Source organism: Pelagimonas phthalicica (assembly GCF_004364805.1).
Lineage (GTDB): Bacteria > Pseudomonadota > Alphaproteobacteria > Rhodobacterales > Rhodobacteraceae > Pelagimonas > Pelagimonas phthalicica.
In genome coordinates this window covers 1-17,752 of sequence record NZ_SOAP01000011.1, presented here as the reverse complement: position 1 = coordinate 17,752, position 17,752 = coordinate 1, and the positions used below count along the sequence as shown (strand labels likewise).

Annotated in this window: 17 protein-coding genes; 6 read left to right on the top strand and 11 right to left on the bottom strand. The window is 57.8% G+C overall.

Annotation, left to right across the window (positions count from 1 at the left end; all coding sequences use genetic code 11):
* Positions 1-224: 224 nt before the first annotated feature.
* The 4 genes from CLV87_RS23565 to iolG form a co-directional block, all read right to left on the bottom strand.
* The gene (locus CLV87_RS23565) at positions 225-1,043 is read right to left on the bottom strand and encodes an ATP-binding cassette domain-containing protein (protein WP_099249756.1); all 819 of its coding nucleotides are present in this window, start codon (positions 1,041-1,043) and stop codon (positions 225-227) included.
* 1 nt (position 1,044) lies between these two features.
* The gene (locus tag CLV87_RS23560) at positions 1,045-2,151 is read right to left on the bottom strand and encodes an ABC transporter permease (protein ID WP_099249759.1); all 1,107 of its coding nucleotides are present in this window, start codon (positions 2,149-2,151) and stop codon (positions 1,045-1,047) included.
* 72 nt (positions 2,152-2,223) lie between these two features.
* The gene (locus tag CLV87_RS23555) at positions 2,224-3,144 is read right to left on the bottom strand and encodes a sugar ABC transporter substrate-binding protein (protein WP_099249762.1); all 921 of its coding nucleotides are present in this window, start codon (positions 3,142-3,144) and stop codon (positions 2,224-2,226) included.
* Between the two features lie 150 nt (positions 3,145-3,294).
* Positions 3,295-4,281: an inositol 2-dehydrogenase gene (gene iolG, locus CLV87_RS23550; protein WP_099249764.1), complete on the bottom strand. Its 987-nt coding sequence runs from the start codon at positions 4,279-4,281 to the stop codon at positions 3,295-3,297.
* Positions 4,282-4,419: 138 nt separating this feature from the next.
* Here iolG and CLV87_RS23545 point away from each other — a divergent pair, with 138 nt between their 5' ends.
* Entirely contained in the window at positions 4,420-5,430 is a 1,011-nt protein-coding gene (locus CLV87_RS23545; protein ID WP_099249767.1) for a LacI family DNA-binding transcriptional regulator, read from the top strand.
* Positions 5,431-5,453: 23 nt separating this feature from the next.
* On the opposite strand, the gene CLV87_RS23540 is transcribed toward CLV87_RS23545, so the two are convergent.
* Positions 5,454-5,879, bottom strand: a complete 426-nt coding sequence (locus tag CLV87_RS23540; RefSeq protein ID WP_099249770.1) for an Lrp/AsnC family transcriptional regulator — start codon at positions 5,877-5,879, stop codon at positions 5,454-5,456.
* Positions 5,880-6,007: 128 nt separating this feature from the next.
* Between CLV87_RS23540 and ctlX the strand changes: the two genes are divergently transcribed.
* The 5 genes from ctlX to CLV87_RS23515 all read left to right on the top strand — a co-directional run bounded on the left by ctlX (position 6,008) and on the right by CLV87_RS23515 (position 10,605).
* A complete protein-coding gene (gene ctlX / locus CLV87_RS23535; protein WP_099249773.1) occupies positions 6,008-6,949 on the top strand; it encodes a citrulline utilization hydrolase CtlX in 942 nt (313 codons plus the stop codon).
* Entirely contained in the window at positions 6,946-7,875 is a 930-nt protein-coding gene (gene rocF, locus CLV87_RS23530; RefSeq protein ID WP_099249775.1) for an arginase, read from the top strand. Before ctlX ends, rocF begins: the two co-directional genes overlap by 4 nt.
* Positions 7,876-7,886: 11 nt before the next feature.
* On the top strand, positions 7,887-8,936 hold the full coding sequence (locus CLV87_RS23525; RefSeq protein WP_099249778.1) for an ornithine cyclodeaminase: 1,050 nt from the start codon (positions 7,887-7,889) through the stop codon (positions 8,934-8,936).
* Positions 8,937-9,241: 305 nt separating this feature from the next.
* On the top strand, positions 9,242-9,481 hold the full coding sequence (locus tag CLV87_RS23520; RefSeq protein ID WP_133840912.1) for a hypothetical protein: 240 nt from the start codon (positions 9,242-9,244) through the stop codon (positions 9,479-9,481).
* 362 nt (positions 9,482-9,843) lie between these two features.
* Entirely contained in the window at positions 9,844-10,605 is a 762-nt protein-coding gene (locus CLV87_RS23515) for an SDR family oxidoreductase (protein ID WP_099249783.1), read from the top strand.
* A gap of 87 nt (positions 10,606-10,692) precedes the next feature.
* On the opposite strand, the gene CLV87_RS23510 is transcribed toward CLV87_RS23515, so the two are convergent.
* The 6 genes from CLV87_RS23510 to CLV87_RS23485 form a co-directional block, all read right to left on the bottom strand.
* A complete protein-coding gene (locus tag CLV87_RS23510) occupies positions 10,693-12,102 on the bottom strand; it encodes a 3'-5' exonuclease (protein ID WP_099249786.1) in 1,410 nt (469 codons plus the stop codon).
* A gap of 3 nt (positions 12,103-12,105) precedes the next feature.
* On the bottom strand, positions 12,106-12,606 hold the full coding sequence (locus tag CLV87_RS23505; protein WP_099249789.1) for a hypothetical protein: 501 nt from the start codon (positions 12,604-12,606) through the stop codon (positions 12,106-12,108).
* 110 nt (positions 12,607-12,716) lie between these two features.
* Positions 12,717-14,540, bottom strand: a complete 1,824-nt coding sequence (locus CLV87_RS23500; RefSeq protein ID WP_099249798.1) for a DUF294 nucleotidyltransferase-like domain-containing protein — start codon at positions 14,538-14,540, stop codon at positions 12,717-12,719.
* Between the two features lie 193 nt (positions 14,541-14,733).
* Positions 14,734-16,521, bottom strand: coding sequence for a sodium:solute symporter family protein (locus CLV87_RS23495; RefSeq protein WP_099249791.1), 1,788 nt, complete (start codon positions 16,519-16,521; stop codon positions 14,734-14,736).
* Between the two features lie 3 nt (positions 16,522-16,524).
* Positions 16,525-16,809 (bottom strand): DUF4212 domain-containing protein, encoded by a 285-nt coding sequence (locus CLV87_RS23490; RefSeq protein WP_099249794.1) that lies wholly within the window; start codon positions 16,807-16,809, stop codon positions 16,525-16,527.
* An 85-nt stretch (positions 16,810-16,894) separates the two neighbouring features.
* Positions 16,895-17,578, bottom strand: coding sequence for an adenylate kinase (locus CLV87_RS23485; RefSeq protein WP_099249797.1), 684 nt, complete (start codon positions 17,576-17,578; stop codon positions 16,895-16,897).
* Positions 17,579-17,752: the final 174 nt, after the last annotated feature.

Sequence of the window (17,752 nt, the reverse complement as noted above, 5' to 3'; positions counted from 1 at the left end):
ATATATTTGTCAAAAGACCCCATATCCTCAAGCCGCCCACCTATCTGAGCGCCATATAAATCAACCGAACTACGGCCAATCGTGATCAAATCAAGGGAAGTCACAGCTGACCCTTTCAATTTTAGAGACCCCAGATGTGGGTGCGTAGGTGCGGCGGGCCATGGGGCCTCTGCCGCAAAGAGCTGGTCGCCTGTTGCGGCGACCAGAGTTGCTATGGCGGCGGGTTAAACCGTACCGCCCAAAGACCCTTCGAGTTGCGCCATTTCCTGGCCACCGGCCATGAGATCCTGCAATTCTTCAGGGGTGATTTCGCCGCGTTTGGCGGTGCCCAGCGTCTTGCCGCGGTTCAGAACGGTAAACCGGTCACCCACCGCCAGAGCATGGCGCACGTTGTGGCTGATAAAGACCACGCCAATGCCTTGGTTGCGCACCTTGTCGATGGTCGCCAAGACATTGGAGGTCTGGCGCACACCAAGAGCCGATGTCGGTTCGTCCAGGATCAGGATCTTGGCCCCGAAATAGACCGCTCGGGCAATGGCAACCGTTTGACGCTCACCACCGGACAGGGTGCCAACCGCCTGGTCCGGGCCACGCAGGTTGATGCCCATTTTTCGCATCTCTTCCATGGCGACCGCATTGGCGTGGTCCGCATCATAGCGTTTCAGAATACCGGACCCCTTGGTCGGTTCGCGCCCCATGAAAAAGTTGCGCGTCACGCTCATCAGCGGGATCATCGCCAGATCCTGAAACACCGTCGCAATCCCTGCCTCCATGGCGTCGCGCGGGGTGTTAAAGTTCATTGGCTTGCCCTCAAAGAGGATCTCGCCTTTGGTTGGTTTATGAACGCCCGACATCGTCTTGATAAACGTGGATTTTCCGGCCCCGTTATCGCCCAATAGACAGTGGCATTCGCCCGGTTTCACGTCAAAGCTGACACCGGCCAGAGCGATGATATTGCCAAAGTGCTTTTCGATGTTTTGCATCTGCACGATGGGTGCGGCATCATTCGCATCACCATGGTGGAATTTGCTATCTTCGGTCATATCAGCGCTCCCCCGTCACACGTTTGCGGATCGCATTGTTGAACAGAACGGCGATGAGCAGCATGCCTCCCAGGAAGACCTGGAACCAATCCTGATCAAAGTCGGTATAGGTCAGGCCGATGACAACCATGCCAAAAATGATCGATCCAAAGAACGCCCCGATGGCAGAGCCGTAGCCGCCGGTCAGAAGACAACCGCCGATAACAGCCGCGATGATGGCTTCGAATTCTTTTTGGAAGCCGCGGCGCGCATCGGTAGAGCCAGAGTCCATCACGGTGATGATGGCGACCAGGGCGGCACAGCAGGCGGTCAGCATAAAGAGCGAGATCTTGACGCGATCAACAGGAACACCGGAGTTCGAAGCCGCGTTGCGATCACCACCAGAGGCAAAGATCCAGTTCCCGGCCGGGGTGCGCAGCAGCACATAGGTTGCCAGCAGGGCAATCACGATGAACCACAGGATTTCCACTGGAATGCCGGGCACCTTGGGGGATCCATTCTTGAAGGTGGCGACAAGGCCGGTTTCGGCCAGCCAGGTGAACAGGCCGGGAAAGGCATCGCCGGAAAACAGCGGGGCCAGCCAGTCGTTTTCCACAGCGTCACGCACGCCGCGCAATTGGGTCGATCCGCCGGTGGCCATTTTCAGCCCGACAAGGGACAGGCCGCGCAGGATAAAGAGGAAAGCCAGCGTCACAATAAAGGAGGGCAGGCCGGAGCGAATGCAGATGGTCCCGTTGATACCACCAACAAAGGCCGCGAATAGGAAGGTCAGAGGGATGGCAAAGACCAGTGGCAGACCCCAGGTCACCACGCAGACGCCAAAGAACAGGCCAGCAAAGGCCACCATGGACCCGATGGACAGATCGAATTCACCGCCGATCATCAGCAAGGCCGCGCCAATGGCCAGAATGCCAAGCTGCGACGCAGGTGTCATGAAGTTCATGAAGCCGGATAGGCTGAACATGGATCCATCTGCCGTCAGTCCAAAGAAGATGACAACTAGGATCACCCCGGCAATTGCGCCCAGTTCGGGCCGTTTCATCAACTTTGCAAAAAAGGACTCTGACTTGAGTCGTTCATCCGCGACGTTTGGGGACGTGTCGCTCATTTTTCCCTCCCGTTTTAAATGGGGCGGCCCGATAGGTGCCGCCCCTGGTCATGTTGCCTTGTGGGGCAGATGTCAGCGAATGCCTTTGGCAGACAGCTCGACAACCTGACCGGCTTTGTCAGCGGTGATCAGGTTTGGACCGGAAGGCACGTTGCCACCAGGCATCAGGCCAAATTTGGCGTGCAGCGCCATGAAGTTAACCGACAGGTAACCTTGCAGGTACTGCTGCTGGTCGATGGCAAACGCCGCGTCGCCATCTGCAACGGATTGCAGGAAGTTTGCGGAGAGGTCGAAGGAGGCAACCGCAACGTCACGGCCAGAGGCTTTGGCTGCCGCAACCGCAGGTTCACCCGCTGTACCAGCACCCAGCGCCATGACTGTGTCAACGCTTTCGTCAGCCGCCAGAGCAGCCGCAACTTTGGACTGGATCTCGGATGGATCGTTGGTGGTTGGCAGAACAGTGACTGAGCCACCAAAGCCATCAGAGAAACCTTGGCAGCGCAGGTCGAGCGCGACGTTGCCTACTTCGTGGTTCACACAGATGCCGCTCTTGCCGCCCATGCCGGCCAGTTTTTCACCAGCAGCTTTACCGGCGTCATATTCGTCCTGACCAACATGCAACAGAGCGCCCAGGCCCTTGGAGACGTCCGAGCCGGAGTTGATGGAGATGACCGGAATGCCAGCTGCGACCGCACGTTCGATCGATGGGCCAAGCGCATCGGCGTCAGGGATCGAAACGATCAGGCCATCCGGCTCTTGGTTCACAGCCGCATCGATCAACTGGGACATGGCAACCATGTCAAAAGTTTCCGGCGCGCGGTAATCGACATTGATGCCGGTATCCTTACCAGCCTGCTCAACACCGTTCTTCACGACGTTCCAGAATGCATCGTTGGCCTGGCCGTGCGAGACAACAACGATGTCCTGTGCAACAGCTGGAGCAGCTACGGCAATCGCCGTTGCAGCGACCACGCTTTTGATGAAGTTCTTCATAAGATCTCCTCCCTTTGGGATCCTCTGTTTTGGGTGGGGTTGCCCCCGCGATATTCGGCAGAACCGAATCTTTTGACCTGATTTCCTCTTCTCAGGTGTGCTTATTTTGAGCGACTTTCAGATTTTTGCAACCGGTTTCAAAAAGTCTTTTCAAAGTTTTGTTGGCTGCCCTGTTTCCAGTGACCGCGCAGCGGCTTCGGCCATGGCCAGGGCGGAAACGCCATCGTCCAGCGTGACCGGGAAGGGGGCGTTCGTCGTGACGGCGTCTACAAAAGCGCTCCATTCCGCCTCATAGGCCGGCATGTATCTTTCCAGAAAGAAATAGGTCGGTTTTGCGCCTGTCACGCCGTCAACTGTCGATTTTACAACGGTATTTTCCAACATGTTCTGTGCTTGCAAAAGCCCCTCAGAGCCGAGCAGTTCGACCCGTTGATCATAGCCATAGGCGGCGCGGCGCGAGTTTTTGATCACCGCAATGCGCCCATCCGCATAGGTCAAGGTGACCGCGGCTGTATCGATGTCGCCAGCTGCCCCAATCTCGGGATCTACGATCGAAGAGCCGATGGCCGAGATCGAAACCGGCAGATCATCCATGATGAAATTGGCCATGTCAAAATCGTGAATCATCATGTCGCGGAACAAACCGCCCGACACTTTGACATAGCTCACCGGGGGCGGGGCCGGGTCGAAGGAGGTGATCGACAACAGTTCGGGCTTGCCGATTTCTCCGGCCTGAACCGCCTGTTTCAGTGCGCCAAAATTTGGGTCAAATCGACGGTTGAAACCGATCATCACCGGCTTGCCGGTTTCCGCGACTTTGGCCTGGCAGGCTTTGGCGCGCTCCAGGCTCAGATCAACCGGTTTTTCGCAAAGCACGGCTTTGCCTGCGGCTGTTGCGGCCTCGATCAGGTCGGAATGCGTGTCGGTGGATGTCGCGATCAGCACCGCATCGATGCTTGTATCCGCAATGATTGCGTCCGTGCTGCGCGCCTCTGCGCCAAATTCCGATGCCAGTTTCTGCGCTGCGTCTTCGTAATAATCCGAGACTGCAACAAGCTGGCTTTGGGGATGTTTGGAAATGGCCTTGGCATGAACCGCACCGATGCGGCCCGCCCCCAATAGTCCAACTTTCAACATGTTCGCTCCCTTCGAATCTGTTGTTGGAGGTCATGATGAGCAATTTTGCACGCGCGAGCAAGAAGTTTTTGCTCGCGCGTGCAAAACTCTGGCGCTTTCATCTGATCTGAGATAAACAACGACAGGGGAGGCAGATGGATGAGCACGAAACAGATCGGTGCTTCGGCAACGGCGGATGATGTGGCGGAACTGGCGGGCGTGTCGCGTTGGACAGTGACGCGCGCCTTCAAAAAGGACGCCTCGGTTTCCGAAAAAAGTCGCCTCAAAGTCATGAAGGCCGCCGAGCAATTGGGCTATGCTCCGGATTTGCTGGCCTCTAGCCTGGCCTCGGATCGCAGCAACCTTGTTGCGCTTTTGGTGGATGATTTTTCCAACCCCCATAAGCTGGTCATGCTAGAGAAGCTGACACGCCTTTTGCGCAAAGAGGGCTGGGATACGCTGCTGGTCAACACGCTCAGCGAAGATGACGCTTCGGTCGCTCTGATGACCGCCAGCCAACGCCGGGTGGACGCCGCGGTTTTGATCGGTAGCCGGTTTGACGACAAGGGGCTGGCAACGGCCCTGGGTGCGCGCCGCCTCCGAAAACTCCTTGTTTTTGCGCGTTATTCCGCCAATCCCAATACGATATCCATTTGCTGTGACGACCACGCGGCCATGTCCGAAATCTGCCAATATGTCTTGGATAAAGGGTATAAACACCCGATCTTTCTGGCTGGTCCACAGACCGTTTCTGCGCATGTTATTCGCAAGGAAACCTTCCTCAAGAACTGGGAGGGGGCAACCGGGCGTCCCGCCGAATTCTCTGACGTGGGCTCATACGATCCCAATGCCGCGTACCTTCATACCAAGGATCTTTTGCTAGGGCGCGAAGAGCGGGATTTGCCGGATGTTTTGGTCTGCGAGAATGACGCCATCGCCATCGGGGCCATTGACGCCATTCGGTTTGAACTGGGGCTGCGGGTCCCTCAGGATATTGCCGTCATCGGATTTGATGACGTCCCGCAGGCGCAAAGCCCGAATTACCAACTCACCACCTATCGCCAGCCCTTGGACATTATGGTGGCGGGGCTGATTGATGTTTTAAAGGGGGAAGACAGGCAGGACCTTGCGCAGTTTCATGGCGAGATTGTTGTTCGCAACAGTGCCTGATTCCTGACGGCCCTTGGTCGCGATCAAACCGAGCTTAGCAGGATCGATGTTTCGCTATTCGTAATGCCCTGCACCTGACGTACTTCTCGTAGTACACGGTCAAAATCCGGCAGGCTATCGGCGGTGATTTGTGCCACAAGATCCCATTTGCCATTGGTCGAATGCAACTGGCGCAGTTCGGGCATACCTCGCAATTTGCGGATGACGGCGGTGGTGGAATGACCGGAAACCTCAATCGACATGATCGCATGCACCCCATCGGGGCCATGTTCCTGGCGGGCACGAATTGTAAAGCCCAGTACAGCGCCACTATCGATCAGCTTATCCAGCCGCGCCTGAACCGTGGCCCGGGTCACGCCAAGAATCGTCGCCAGTTTTGAAATAGGGGCACGCCCATCTTCGCGAAGGATGGCAACAAGGCGGCGGTCAAGGTCATCAAGATTTTGCATGGCAATCTGTTAAATCTTGCTTTTCAATTAGTCAAATATGACTTTCATATTTGTTCGGCATGCCTATATGATTTGCTAAGTTTCCGTCTGTAGACTTGGTCCAACACCAAAAGGAACAGGACTAGGAAATGTCGCAGCGCTGGTTGCAAGCCCCCGAGGCGGTGGTGATGATCCGCCCGCATCACTTTAGGCCAAATGCTCAAACGGCCAAGGATAATGCCTTTCAAAGCGAGGCTATTGATGGTGAGGCGCAAGTCTCTCAACGGGCCTATAATGAAATCACGGATGCCGTCGCGGTGCTGAGGCAGCATGGTGTCAGCGTGCATTTGTTCGAAGATCTTGGCAGCGATACCCCGGACAGTGTCTTTCCGAACAACTGGTTTTCGACTCATGGCGGCGGGCATGTCGCGCTGCACGCTATGTTTGCCGAAAACCGGCGTAAAGAGCGGCGGCACGATGTGATCGACTTCCTCAAAATGCGGTTTCGCGTGCAGGACGTCATTGATTATTCCGGGCTGGAACAGGACGGGTTGTTCCTGGAGGGCACCGGTGCCATGACCATCGATCACCTTGAACGGGTGGTCTATGCCGCGCGCTCCAATCGCACGAGCGAGGTTTTGCTCGAACGGTTCTGCACCCATTTCAATTATGAGCCGATGGTTTTTGACGCGATCACCATTGATGGCGCGCCGATCTATCACACCAATGTTTTAATGTGCATCGCCAGTGACTTCGCCTTGATTGGCGCTGATATGATCCCGGATCGGGCGCGGCGGGCCGAGGTGGTGGATCGACTTGCCACCGGCGGGCGTGATGTCATTGTCCTGACACCGGATCAGATCGGGCATTTTGCGGGCAATGCGATTGAGTTGCGGGGGCGGGGCGGCAGATTGTTGGCCATGTCTGAACGCGCTGTTGAGGCTCTGACTCAGGATCAACGCGACCGCATCGAAAAACATGTCACCTTGGTTCCGTTGCGCATGCCGACCATTGAACTGGCCGGAGGGTCGGTGCGGTGCACCATTGCCGGTATCCATCTCAGCCCGCGACCTGAGGAGGTGGCCGCATGACCAAGATCGTTTTGCTTGGGGCACCCATCGAAGCCGGAACAGGGCGGCGCGGATGTGTGATGGGGCCGGATGCCTATCGGACGGCGGGCCTTGTCGAAGAGTTGCGGGCGCTGGGGCATGAGGTCACCGATATGGGCGACGCAGAGCCCGAAGACGCCCGAGATGCCAAGACAGAGTTCACCCATCTCAAGGAGTTGGAGGTTGTCGCGGGCTGGACACGCGCCTTGCACGCGGATGCCAAACGGTTGGGGCGCGGGGATGCCTTGCCGATCTATCTGGGCGGGGATCATGCGTTGTCGGCGGGCACCGTGACCGGCCATGCTGCTGCGGCTGCTGAACAGGATCGACCATTTTTTGTTTTGTGGCTGGATGCGCATGCGGATTTTAACACATTCGCCACCACGACCAGCGGCAACCTGCATGGCACGCCCTTGGCCTTTGCCTGCGGGCTGCCGGGGTTTGATGCCTATCTGAACGGGCCGGTTCCTGTGCCGGTCAATCCGGAAAATGTCTGCATATTGGGGCTGCGTTCCGTCGACGGGGACGAGCGGCGTTTGTTGCAGGACAGTGCTGTCACCGCCCATGATATGCGCGCCATAGACGAATTGGGCATTGTCCCCTTGCTGCGCGCCTTTTTGGACCGGGTGCGGGCCGCCAAGGGGGTGCTGCATGTCTCCCTGGACGTTGATTTCATCGAACCTGATATTGCCCCTGCCGTGGGCACCACCGTGCCCGGCGGGGCCACCTTTCGCGAGGCCCACCATGTGATGGAGCTGCTGCATGACAGCGGCCTGGTCACATCGCTCGACCTGGTCGAGCTCAACCCGTTTCTGGATGTCAAAGGCCGCACCGCGCGGCTGATGGTCGATCTCACGGCAAGCCTGTTTGGCCGCCGCATTCTCGACCGCGCGACCCGCAGCTATTAAGGATTCCCACTATGGCACCTCAACCTTCTGACCTGGCCTTTGTTCCCTTTGTCTCGGTCGATCATATGATGGGGCTGATCCATCACATTGGCATTGAGACGCTCTTGTGTGATCTGGCTGACGCCATTGAGGCCGATTTCAAGCGCTGGGACTTGTTTGACAAAACCCCGCGTGTGGCCTCGCATTCCGATGTCGGGGTGATCGAGCTTATGCCGACCTCTGATGGCGAGTTGTATGGGTTCAAATATGTCAATGGCCATCCCAAGAACACCAAGGAAGGGCTGCAAACCGTCACGGCCTTTGGCCTGCTCGCAGATGTCGAAAGCGGCTATCCCAAGCTGCTGTCGGAAATGACACTGCTGACTGCGTTACGCACCGCCGCGACCAGCGCCATGGCGGCGCGTCATTTGGCACCGAAAGGGGCCAAGAGCATGGCCATGATCGGCAATGGCGCGCAGGCGGAATTCCAATGCCTGGCCTTCAAGGCGATCTGTGGCATCGACGAGGTGCGCCTGTTCGACGTCGACCCCGCCGCCACCGCCAAATGCGCGGCAAACCTTGCTGGGCAGGGGCTGAAGGTTGTGTCCTGTTCCTCGGGCGAGGAAAGCATGGAAGGGGCGCAGATCATCACCACCTGCACGGCGGATAAGCAATATGCGACCATTCTGACCGACAATATGGTCGGTAGCGGGGTGCATATCAACGCGATTGGCGGCGACTGTCCCGGCAAAACCGAATTGCACCGTGATATCCTGATGCGGTCCAAGATTTTCGTCGAATATCCACCGCAAACGCGGATCGAAGGAGAGATCCAGCAGTTGGAGCCAGACCACCCGGTGACCGAGCTATGGCAGGTTATCACTGGTCAAACCGTTGGGCGTCGTAACGACAAGGAGATCACCCTGTTCGATAGCGTTGGCTTTGCCATCGAGGATTTCAGCGCCCTGCGCTATGTTCTGAGCGCCATTCAGGGAACGCCGTTCTCAACTCAATTGGACATGTTGGCGGACCCGGATGATCCGCGGGACTTGTTCGGCATGTTGCAACGCTCCTCTCAATAGGGGGCACCTGCTTTAAATCCCTAGCGGTCTCGGCGACTCGCCCGGATTCATTGTTGCGGGCCCGCAACGGTTTCAGAAAGCGGGTCCGTGACCTTTCCATTTAAACTCTTGTGTAACAATCGCCTGAAATTCCTTTAGCGGTGATAGGTAAAACAATTTCCCGCTAAAGGTGTATTTTACACTTGAGTGAATAATTTAAACGAGTTAACTAAAACGGGTGGCAACGCGGCTTGCCCTCAAAGACCGTGTTGCAGGGACGTGTAGGTAAGCTTGTGTTTTCACAGGAATAGAACGGAATGCAGGACATGCGATTGAAGACAGGAGGCGCATCCGGCGGACGTGATCCGGTCGGTTTTCAAGACGTCGAGCGAACCGTGGTGCGCGAAGTCTCGGATATAGCCTTTGACTTGGTTGAAGCCGCCAAAGTTGTCGAAAGCTCGGCGATCTCTCTGGCCGGTGAAGTTGCCGGCGGGCAGGTGACGCATTTGATGCTGCTGTCACAACAGTTGGAGCGGATCTCGAAATCCCTCGTGAAACCTGGCTAGATTTACGCTTGCAGCGGCAAAACAAACCTGAACCGTCCAGCTGTGATGGTGACTGAAGGCGATCAAACGAGAGCGGTTTGATCAGCTGCGACCGACATGTCGTAGATTAAATTTGTCGATTGGAAACGCCCTTTCGACAGGGCTCCATTGCAACCCTCGTTAGGCTAATCTTCTGTATTCCACGCTTGGCTGGACAGCACCCCTGTGCCCCTCTCAAAAGGCGTTGGATAAATCGAGGTGAGGACCCTGATTGACATTTTTGAACAATTGTTCATTTACTTCTCCAAAATCAATTGGTGCGCCTAGGACTTTGATCCTGATCGAAACCTTGGGCGCGCCCGGATGCACAGAGGAGGGGTGTCATGGAGATCAAAGGACAGGTGGCAGTTGTCACAGGAGGAGCCAGTGGGTTGGGCGAGGCCACGGCACGGCGGCTCGCGGCGCAAGGGGCCAAGGTGGCAATCCTGGATTTCGACGAGGCGGGCGGCGCGCGCACGGCCCAGGACATTGGTGGCGTCAGTTTCAAAACCGATGTCGGTGATGAAAGCTCGGTCGCAGCGGCGTTTGATGGGGTGATCGACGCCTTGGGCAAGCCTCGGATTGCAGTGAATTGTGCAGGCATTGCGCCGGCAAAGCGTATCGTTGGGCGAGAAGGGGCGCTGTCGATTGATGCGTTTGAGCAAACCATTCGCGTGAACCTGATCGGCACGTTCAACGTGATGTCCTACGCGGCCCGGGCGATGATGGAACAGGAGGCGCTTGAGACGGGTGAGCGAGGCGTTGTGATCAATACGGCTTCGATTGCCTACCAGGACGGGCAGTTTGGCCAATCGGCCTATTCCGCGTCAAAAGGGGCGATTGCCGCCATGTGCCTGCCGGCAGCTCGGGAAATGGCCAAGCAAGGGGTGCGCGTGATGGCGATTGCACCTGGCCTGTTCAACACGCCGATGATGGAAGGCTTGCCGCAGGAGGTGACCGATGGGATCGTGGCTAATATTCCGTTCCCGCATCGTCTGGGGGATCCAGCGGAATATGCCCAAATGGTTTGCCAGATTTGCGAAAACCCCTATCTGAATGGCACGACCATTCGTTTGGACGCAGCGGTACGCCTGCCACAGCGCTGATCGCGGGATGGGGTGACGCTGGCTCGCAAGCGAGCCTCGCCCCACCCACCATCCCGCAGGGGTGTTTTCTATTGTCCCGCAGGGGCTTCAGTTCAAATCTTCGAGCAAGCGGCTGTGGCGGCGGGTCTCTGTCAGGACCGCGCCAAAGGTGGTCAAACCGCGCGCTGCCAGCATCGGCAACATGCGGACCAGAACTTCGGCCGTGGCCTGCGCATCCCCAAGGGCGGTGTGGCGCAGCTCCGGTGGGATCGTGACTTCGAGCCGGTCGCATAGGGCATCCAACGTGTGGGTCTGAGACGCGCCAAACAGCACCGCCGACAGGAGCACAGTGTCGAGTATGGGATGATCCCACTCGACGTCCATCCTGGCCTTGTGACGGTGCAGAAAGGCCATGTCAAAGGGCGCATTATGGGCGACGATCACCGAATTGGAAGCAAAGCTGTGAAACAGCACACCCGCCTTGCCAATGTCCGGAGCGTTCTGGACCATGGCATCGGTGACGTGATGCACCTTGGTTGACGCAGGCGGGATCGGGCAGCCCGGATTGACCAGTTGATCCAGACGTTCACCCGCCACAATCCGCCCATTCACCACGCGAACGGCCCCAATTTGCACGATCTCGTCTTTGTGGGGCAGCAGGCCGGTGGTTTCGGTGTCAAACACCGCATAGGTCAGATCGCCAAGCGGGGTATCGGCATCCCAGGAGCCAGTGTTGCGATCCATTAGGTCGAAATCATAGACCAGTGGGCGCGCCGCATCCGGGGTGAGATTGACGTGTTCGGCATTGATCACCAGCATATAGCCGCCGCCATCCATGGGTTTCATGCGCGCGTCAAAGCTTTGGTCATGGGTGTTGCCCTGGGCGGTGAAATCCACGTCTTTGCCAGTCTTTTGCATTTTGCGTTTGGCAGAGGAGAGCGCCGCCGGGTCAAAATAGTCGCTCATCGGGGCGTTGAGCCGTGGGGGCGCGAGTTGCGAAAGAACCTCGGCGGCCTGGCCGTCATAGAGAACGATCTGGTCATGGATATTGACCAGGATGGTTGCGACAGGGATTTCGGTGAGCAGGGCGGTCAGGCGGGCTTTTTCAGCATTCAGGCGCTCGGTTTCGGCGGCGACCTTTTGTGCGGTTTGCAGGGTCGTTTCGCTTAGGGCCGAGGCAACCGCGTTGGCCGCTGGGGCGAGGTCTCCCAAATAACGCGCTGCCTCGGTGTCGACTTTGGTCGCGACGCCCGCATGGGCGCGGCTGCGCATATCGGCGGCGAGTTTTTCAATCGGTTTGGCGACGTTTTCATCAAAAAGCAGCCAGATCCCAGCCGTTAAGGCGACCGTGCCCAGAATGGATAGGATGCCTGCAAAGATGAAACCGTCTGTCACGCTGGATGCAGCGACGCGTGCATGACCGACCCAAAGCGCAATCAGAACAAGCCCGGTGCTGCCAATGGCGATGAGGCAAAAGAACAGGAATATGCGTAAGCGAAGGCTGAGATTGGCGAACATGGCTCACGCGCCTTTGCAAATGGTTTTCACAATTGGATCTGCCGCGCCGACATCACGCCAAACCGGGTCTGACCCATCGCCCAGGGCAGGATCAGCTCGGCGGCCATTGGGGCAATCAACCATGATTTCAACGACTTGAACTGGTTTCCAACGGCCAAAGAAATAGAGGTCTGCGAGGAACAGGCCTGCGGTTTCTGTGTTGGCCTTCATGTTGCCGGTATCGGCAGCAACAAACCGGTCTACCATTGGAAAGACATGGGTCCAGGGGCGCCAGATGGCTTTGCTGTCCCCGGTTTGGGCGATTTCGATACCCTCGGGTAGATTGGCTGAGGTGCGGGCATACCAGCTATATTCGCTGGAAATGCCAGCGGCGAGCATGGCAGCGCCTGCGCCGACGGGGATCAACCAGCGCGGCAAACGCCCGCCAGACAGCTTCGCCAAAAGCATCATGACACCGGCTCCGGCGAACCCGGCCACAAACACCGCGATCAATTCCAGAAACATATATCCTCCCCTCCTGCGAAACCTGTGTTTCGCTCATTCTCCTCACCGGGTGCGCAACCAAAATCCATCGATGGATTTTGCAAATTCCGTGAACGGAATTTGGTTTTGCCTCACCCGAACATTCCCTTCCCATGTCCTAGCGCCGATTGCAGGGACTTCACCACCACAAAAGCGTCGCGCAAGTGACTGCGTTCGAAATCCGACAGATCGGCCGGAGCCAGGTAATTGTCTGGGGCCTCGCCCGATTTGACCTGCGCAGCCTGATGCTCCAGCCGTGTTTCGGCGATCAGGTCATAGGCATCCAACAGGTCCTGTCCACCAGCTTGGCTTAGCACGCCCGCCGCCATCGCCGCCTCAAGCCGGGCGCGGGTGTTGGCCTCGGTCAGGCGGCCTTGCAGCGCATAGACGCGGCCCAGATCCACGACGGGAACAACGCCGTTATGTTTCAGGTCCAACTGGTTCTTATGCTCGCCGGACCGGATGGTCGCAAAGCCGCGCAGCAGCCCCAAAGGCGGCGTATGTTTCAGTGAGTTGCTGATCATATGCGCCACAAAGATCGAGTTGCGGCTGGCCATGTCCAGCGTGTCTTCTTGCAATTGTTCAAACAGGCTCATGGTGCCGCCAATCGGGCGCAGATCAAACATGACCGAGGCGAGCATCTGTGCCTCGGGCGAAGGTTTGTCGACCCAATTGGTGAAATAATCGCGCCAGACTTGCAGTGGCTGACACCAACGCGGATTTGAGGCCATCATATCGCCGGGGCAAAACACATAGCCGCAGGTATCGAGCCCCTTGCACACAAACTCTGCCAGCTGGGCAAAATAGGGCAACTGGCTTTCGTCAACCGCGTCATCAATGATGATGCAGTTGTCCTGATCCGAGACCCCGGTCTGTTCCTGGCGCCCTTGCGATCCGCAGGCCAGCCAGAGATAGGGCACCGGGGGCGGGCCGAATTCGGCCTCTGCCAGTGCCAAAAGACGGCGGGTGGCGGTGTCGGCAATGTCTGTGATCAGCCGGGTGACCACCTCATGGCGATTGCCACCGGCGACCAGTTGCAACAGCAATTGCGGGATGCGCGCGGTGACCTCGGCCATACTGTCCGCATCTGGCGCATGTGCGATTTCCGAGACCAGCTCAGCCGAGCTGACCGCCTGAAAGCGCGTCAAATCGGTCTGGGTCACGATACCCACCAGTTTGCCAGCGTCAGTGACAGGCACATGGCCGATCTTGCGCTCCATCATCATGTGCAAGACGTCTGACCCGATATCTGACGGGGACAGTGTGACCGGATTGGGCGTCATGATTTCGGAAATTGGTGTGTCAAAGGGCAAAGCGCCGCCAACAACCTTGCCAGACAGGTCACGGATCGTTGCGATGCCCAACAATGCCGGACCATCGGTGATGCAAACGGATGAGATATGGCGTGAATGCATGATCTGTGCCGCCTCGCGCACCGTGGTTCCGGCGGGGCAGGTCAAGGGGGCAGGGGCCATCAACACTTCAACCCGAGAGGTGGCCAGATCCGCCTTTTGCGGTTTGGCCGTTCGTGAGCGATCAAAGAATTTTCGCGCGGCTTCTTCCTGATCCAAGAGCACATGGAAGTCGGCCCGGGGCAGGATCACCAATTGGCAGTCGCTTGTCGCTTTGGCCGAGGTGACGGCGGCCCCTTCGCGCAGCAAGCCCCTCTCACCAAAGGAATTTCTACGGCTGAGCAGTGAGACGGGCACGTCATTGCCATCGCGGATCTCGACTTGCCCCTCATGGATCAAAAACAACCCTTCCAGCTCGCTCCCGAGCTCATAGATAACTTCCCCCTCGGCATAGGCCCGTGCCTCAAAACAGGGCAAAAGCGCGTTCATGGTCTCCTCAGACAAGGCGTCATAGGGGTGAACGGCACTCAGGAAACGGGCAAGTGACGGGGTATCAAGCGGCATCATCAAGACTCATGTCAAAGGAACAGGTGGTCTGGTCTTAGCAATACAAAGGGCAGCGGACCTTGATGTATGGCAAAGATCAATCCGGTTCTGGGCGGGCTGGCCCAGATTGCAAAGAGGCGAGGTACCTTGCGATACCCCGCCTCATTTTGAATGACATTGCCGAATGGGAGCACAGCAATGTCACCCTGTCTTAGTGGCCTTCGACTGCCGCACCAGCACCGCGGGGGACACGGACGCTTTCCACCAGGTCTTCGATCTCGGTTGGGATCGGAGCGGTGAATTTGGAAACGGTGAAGGCAACACAGAAGTTCACCAGAGCACCAATCGCACCGAAGGAGGTGGATTTGATGGTGCCGAGCAGCGGATCAGCATCGGTGAAGCTGTTGGTGCCCGGAATGAACAACCAGCCCTTGTGCAGGAAGATGTAGATCAGGGTCACGGTCAGACCTGCCAACATACCTGCAACAGCGCCTTTGTTGTTCACCTTGGTAAAGATGCCCATCATCAGTGCCGGGAAGATCGAGGCCGCCGCCAGACCAAAGGCCAGAGCAACCGTTTGCGCCGCAAAGCCCGGAGGGTTGAGACCCAAGATGGTCGCGATCACGATGGCCACGGCCATGGCGATACGGGCCGAGAGCAGCTCGTTCTTCTCAGAGATATTTGGGGTCAGCTGACCCTTCATGAGGTCGTGAGACACAGCGGTCGAGATCGCCAGAAGCAGACCCGCCGCAGTCGACAGAGCAGCCGCAAGACCACCCGCCGCGACCAGACCGATCACCCAACCCGGTAGGTTGGCGATTTCTGGGTTGGCCAGAACCAGGATATCGCGGTTGAACTTGGTCAGCTCGTTTTCGGAACCCCAGCCAGCAGCTTCCATCTTGGCAACGGTATCGGCATCTTTCTCGTTGAAGTATGCGATACGGCCGTCGCCATTCTTGTCTTCCCAGCCCAGCAGGCCGGTTTTCTGCCATGTTGCCATCCAGTTGTACTTTTCGTCATCTGCGATGGTTTCCACGGAGACAGGCTCACCAGCGGCCCCATTTGGCCACATCATTTCAGTGATGTTCAGGCGCGCCATGGCACCAACCGCAGGGGCGGTGAGGTACAGCAGGGCGATAAAGACCAGTGTCCAGCCAGCGGACCAACGGGCGTCAGCAACACGTGGCACTGTAAAGAAGCGCATGATTACGTGGGGCAGACCCGCAGTACCGATCATCAGCGACAGGGTGAAGAGCACCATGTTGAAGGTGTCGGCGTGATGCGCTGTGTATTCGTTAAAGCCCAGCTCGGCCACGACTGCATCCAGTTTCGCCAGCAAAGGCTCACCCGAGGCAACGTGATCCCCAAACAGACCCAAAGCCGGAACCGGAGTGCCGGTCAGCTGCAGCGAGATAAAGATCGCCGGGATGGTGTAAGCCATGATCAGAACGCAGTACTGCGCAACCTGGGTGTAGGTCACACCCTTCATGCCGCCCAGAACCGCATAAGCAAACACAACGCCCGCACCGATGATCAGCCCCCAGAAGTTGGAGATCTCAAGGAAACGGCCAAAGGCCACGCCCACGCCGGTCATCTGACCGATAACATAGGTGGTCGACGCCACGATCAGACAGATCACAGCAACAACGCGTGCGGTCGAGCTGTAGAAACGGTCGCCGATGAATTCCGACACGGTGAACTTGCCGAACTTACGCAGGTAAGGCGCAAGCAGCAGAGCCAGCAGAACATAGCCACCGGTCCAACCCATCAGGAAGGACGAGTTGTCATAGCCGGTAAAGGCAATCAGGCCCGCCATCGAAATGAACGAAGCCGCCGACATCCAGTCAGCAGCTGTGGCCATACCGTTGGTGACAGGGTGAACGCCGCGACCCGCAGCGTAGAATTCCGATGTGGAACCGGCACGGGCCCAGATCGCGATGCCGATGTAGAGCGCAAAGGACGCGCCAACAAACAGCAGGTTGATGGTAAACTGGTCCATGGATTATTCCTCTACCCCGAATTCTTTATCCAGCTTGTTCATCCGCCAGGCGTAGAAAAAGATCAGGCCCAAGAAGACCAGGATCGAGCCCTGCTGAGCAAACCAAAAGCCCAGATCAGTGCCGCCAACCGTAATGCCGCTCAACAGCGGGCGCAGGATGATGCCAAAGCCAAAGCTGACCACGGCCCAGATAACCAGGCTGATCAGAATGATGCGCACATTCGCCGCCCAATAGCCCTGATCGGACTTTTCGGCGCTTTGCGCGTTTTGAGATGTGTGATCCGTCATGCGGGTCCTCCTCTTCCTCCATTGCGCTTGCCCGTGGCAAGCATTGCTGCGCCCCCCGTCCCAAGGGGCGCCAGGTTGCCCTCGCTTAAGCGACAGCGCCCCGAACAATTGCGCCCATCTCGGCGGCGATCTGTTTGATCTCCCCCATGGCAGCGACGCCTTTCAGCGCGCCTTGGGCTTTGTAGTAGTCAATCAGCGGTGCGGTCTGGGCGTGGTATGCTTCCAGACGGCTGGCCACGGTTTCGGCATTGTCGTCGGCACGGCGCTTCATCTCCGTGCCACCGCAATTGTCGCAAACCCCGGCCTGTTTTGGCTGTTTGAACGTGTCGTGATAGCCTTCGCCGCAGCTGCCGCAGGTGTAGCGACCGGAAATCCGGGTCACCATGGCCGCGTCATCCACCTCAAGGCTGATGGCCGCGTTGATGCGCTGCCCGCTTTCCTCAAGCAGGCGATCCAGGGCCTGGGCCTGCACCGTGGTGCGTGGGAAACCGTCCAGGATCACGCCCTTGGCGCAATCTGTATCCATCAAGCGATCGCGCAGGATGGCGATGACGATCTCGTCGCTCACCAGGTCTCCGGCTTCCATGACGGCCTTGGCTTGTTTGCCAGCTTCGGTGCCCGCGGCGACGGCTGCGCGCAAAAGGTCACCGGTCGAGAGTTGAACAAAGCCGAACGCGTCTTCCAGCATCCGCGCCTGAGTGCCTTTGCCGGCCCCGGGGGGGCCAAGCAGGATCAGGACCGGAGCGGCGAGGGTGGTTGTGCCATCCATCGCTTAGGCCTCCCGGTTCATGCGGTTGTCCACGAGCTCATCGACCACGCTTGGGTCAGCGAGTGTGGATGTGTCGCCGAGGCTGCCGTAGTCGTTTTCGGCGATTTTGCGCAGGATGCGGCGCATGATTTTGCCGGAGCGGGTTTTGGGCAGGCCGGGGGCCCATTGGATCAG

Excerpts from the sequence above, each read along its gene's own strand:
- CLV87_RS23555 (WP_099249762.1), bottom strand. The coding sequence starts at position 3,144 with ATGAAGAACTTCATCAAAAGCGTGGTCGCTGCAACGGCGATTGCCGTA.
- CLV87_RS23500 (WP_099249798.1), bottom strand. The coding sequence starts at position 14,540 with ATGCCGCTTGATACCCCGTCACTTGCCCGTTTCCTGAGTGCCGTTCAC.
- CLV87_RS23505 (WP_099249789.1), bottom strand. The coding sequence starts at position 12,606 with ATGTTTCTGGAATTGATCGCGGTGTTTGTGGCCGGGTTCGCCGGAGCC.
- CLV87_RS23495 (WP_099249791.1), bottom strand. The coding sequence starts at position 16,521 with ATGGACCAGTTTACCATCAACCTGCTGTTTGTTGGCGCGTCCTTTGCG.
- CLV87_RS23525 (WP_099249778.1), top strand. The coding sequence starts at position 7,887 with ATGGCACCTCAACCTTCTGACCTGGCCTTTGTTCCCTTTGTCTCGGTC.
- CLV87_RS23545 (WP_099249767.1), top strand. The coding sequence starts at position 4,420 with ATGAGCACGAAACAGATCGGTGCTTCGGCAACGGCGGATGATGTGGCG.
- CLV87_RS23485 (WP_099249797.1), bottom strand. The coding sequence starts at position 17,578 with ATGGATGGCACAACCACCCTCGCCGCTCCGGTCCTGATCCTGCTTGGC.
- CLV87_RS23490 (WP_099249794.1), bottom strand. The coding sequence starts at position 16,809 with ATGACGGATCACACATCTCAAAACGCGCAAAGCGCCGAAAAGTCCGAT.
- ctlX (WP_099249773.1), top strand. The coding sequence starts at position 6,008 with ATGTCGCAGCGCTGGTTGCAAGCCCCCGAGGCGGTGGTGATGATCCGC.
- iolG (WP_099249764.1), bottom strand. The coding sequence starts at position 4,281 with ATGTTGAAAGTTGGACTATTGGGGGCGGGCCGCATCGGTGCGGTTCAT.
- CLV87_RS23540 (WP_099249770.1), bottom strand. The coding sequence starts at position 5,879 with ATGCAAAATCTTGATGACCTTGACCGCCGCCTTGTTGCCATCCTTCGC.
- CLV87_RS23510 (WP_099249786.1), bottom strand. The coding sequence starts at position 12,102 with ATGTTCGCCAATCTCAGCCTTCGCTTACGCATATTCCTGTTCTTTTGC.
- CLV87_RS23515 (WP_099249783.1), top strand. The coding sequence starts at position 9,844 with ATGGAGATCAAAGGACAGGTGGCAGTTGTCACAGGAGGAGCCAGTGGG.
- CLV87_RS23565 (WP_099249756.1), bottom strand. The coding sequence starts at position 1,043 with ATGACCGAAGATAGCAAATTCCACCATGGTGATGCGAATGATGCCGCA.
- rocF (WP_099249775.1), top strand. The coding sequence starts at position 6,946 with ATGACCAAGATCGTTTTGCTTGGGGCACCCATCGAAGCCGGAACAGGG.
- CLV87_RS23520 (WP_133840912.1), top strand. The coding sequence starts at position 9,242 with ATGCGATTGAAGACAGGAGGCGCATCCGGCGGACGTGATCCGGTCGGT.
- CLV87_RS23560 (WP_099249759.1), bottom strand. The coding sequence starts at position 2,151 with ATGAGCGACACGTCCCCAAACGTCGCGGATGAACGACTCAAGTCAGAG.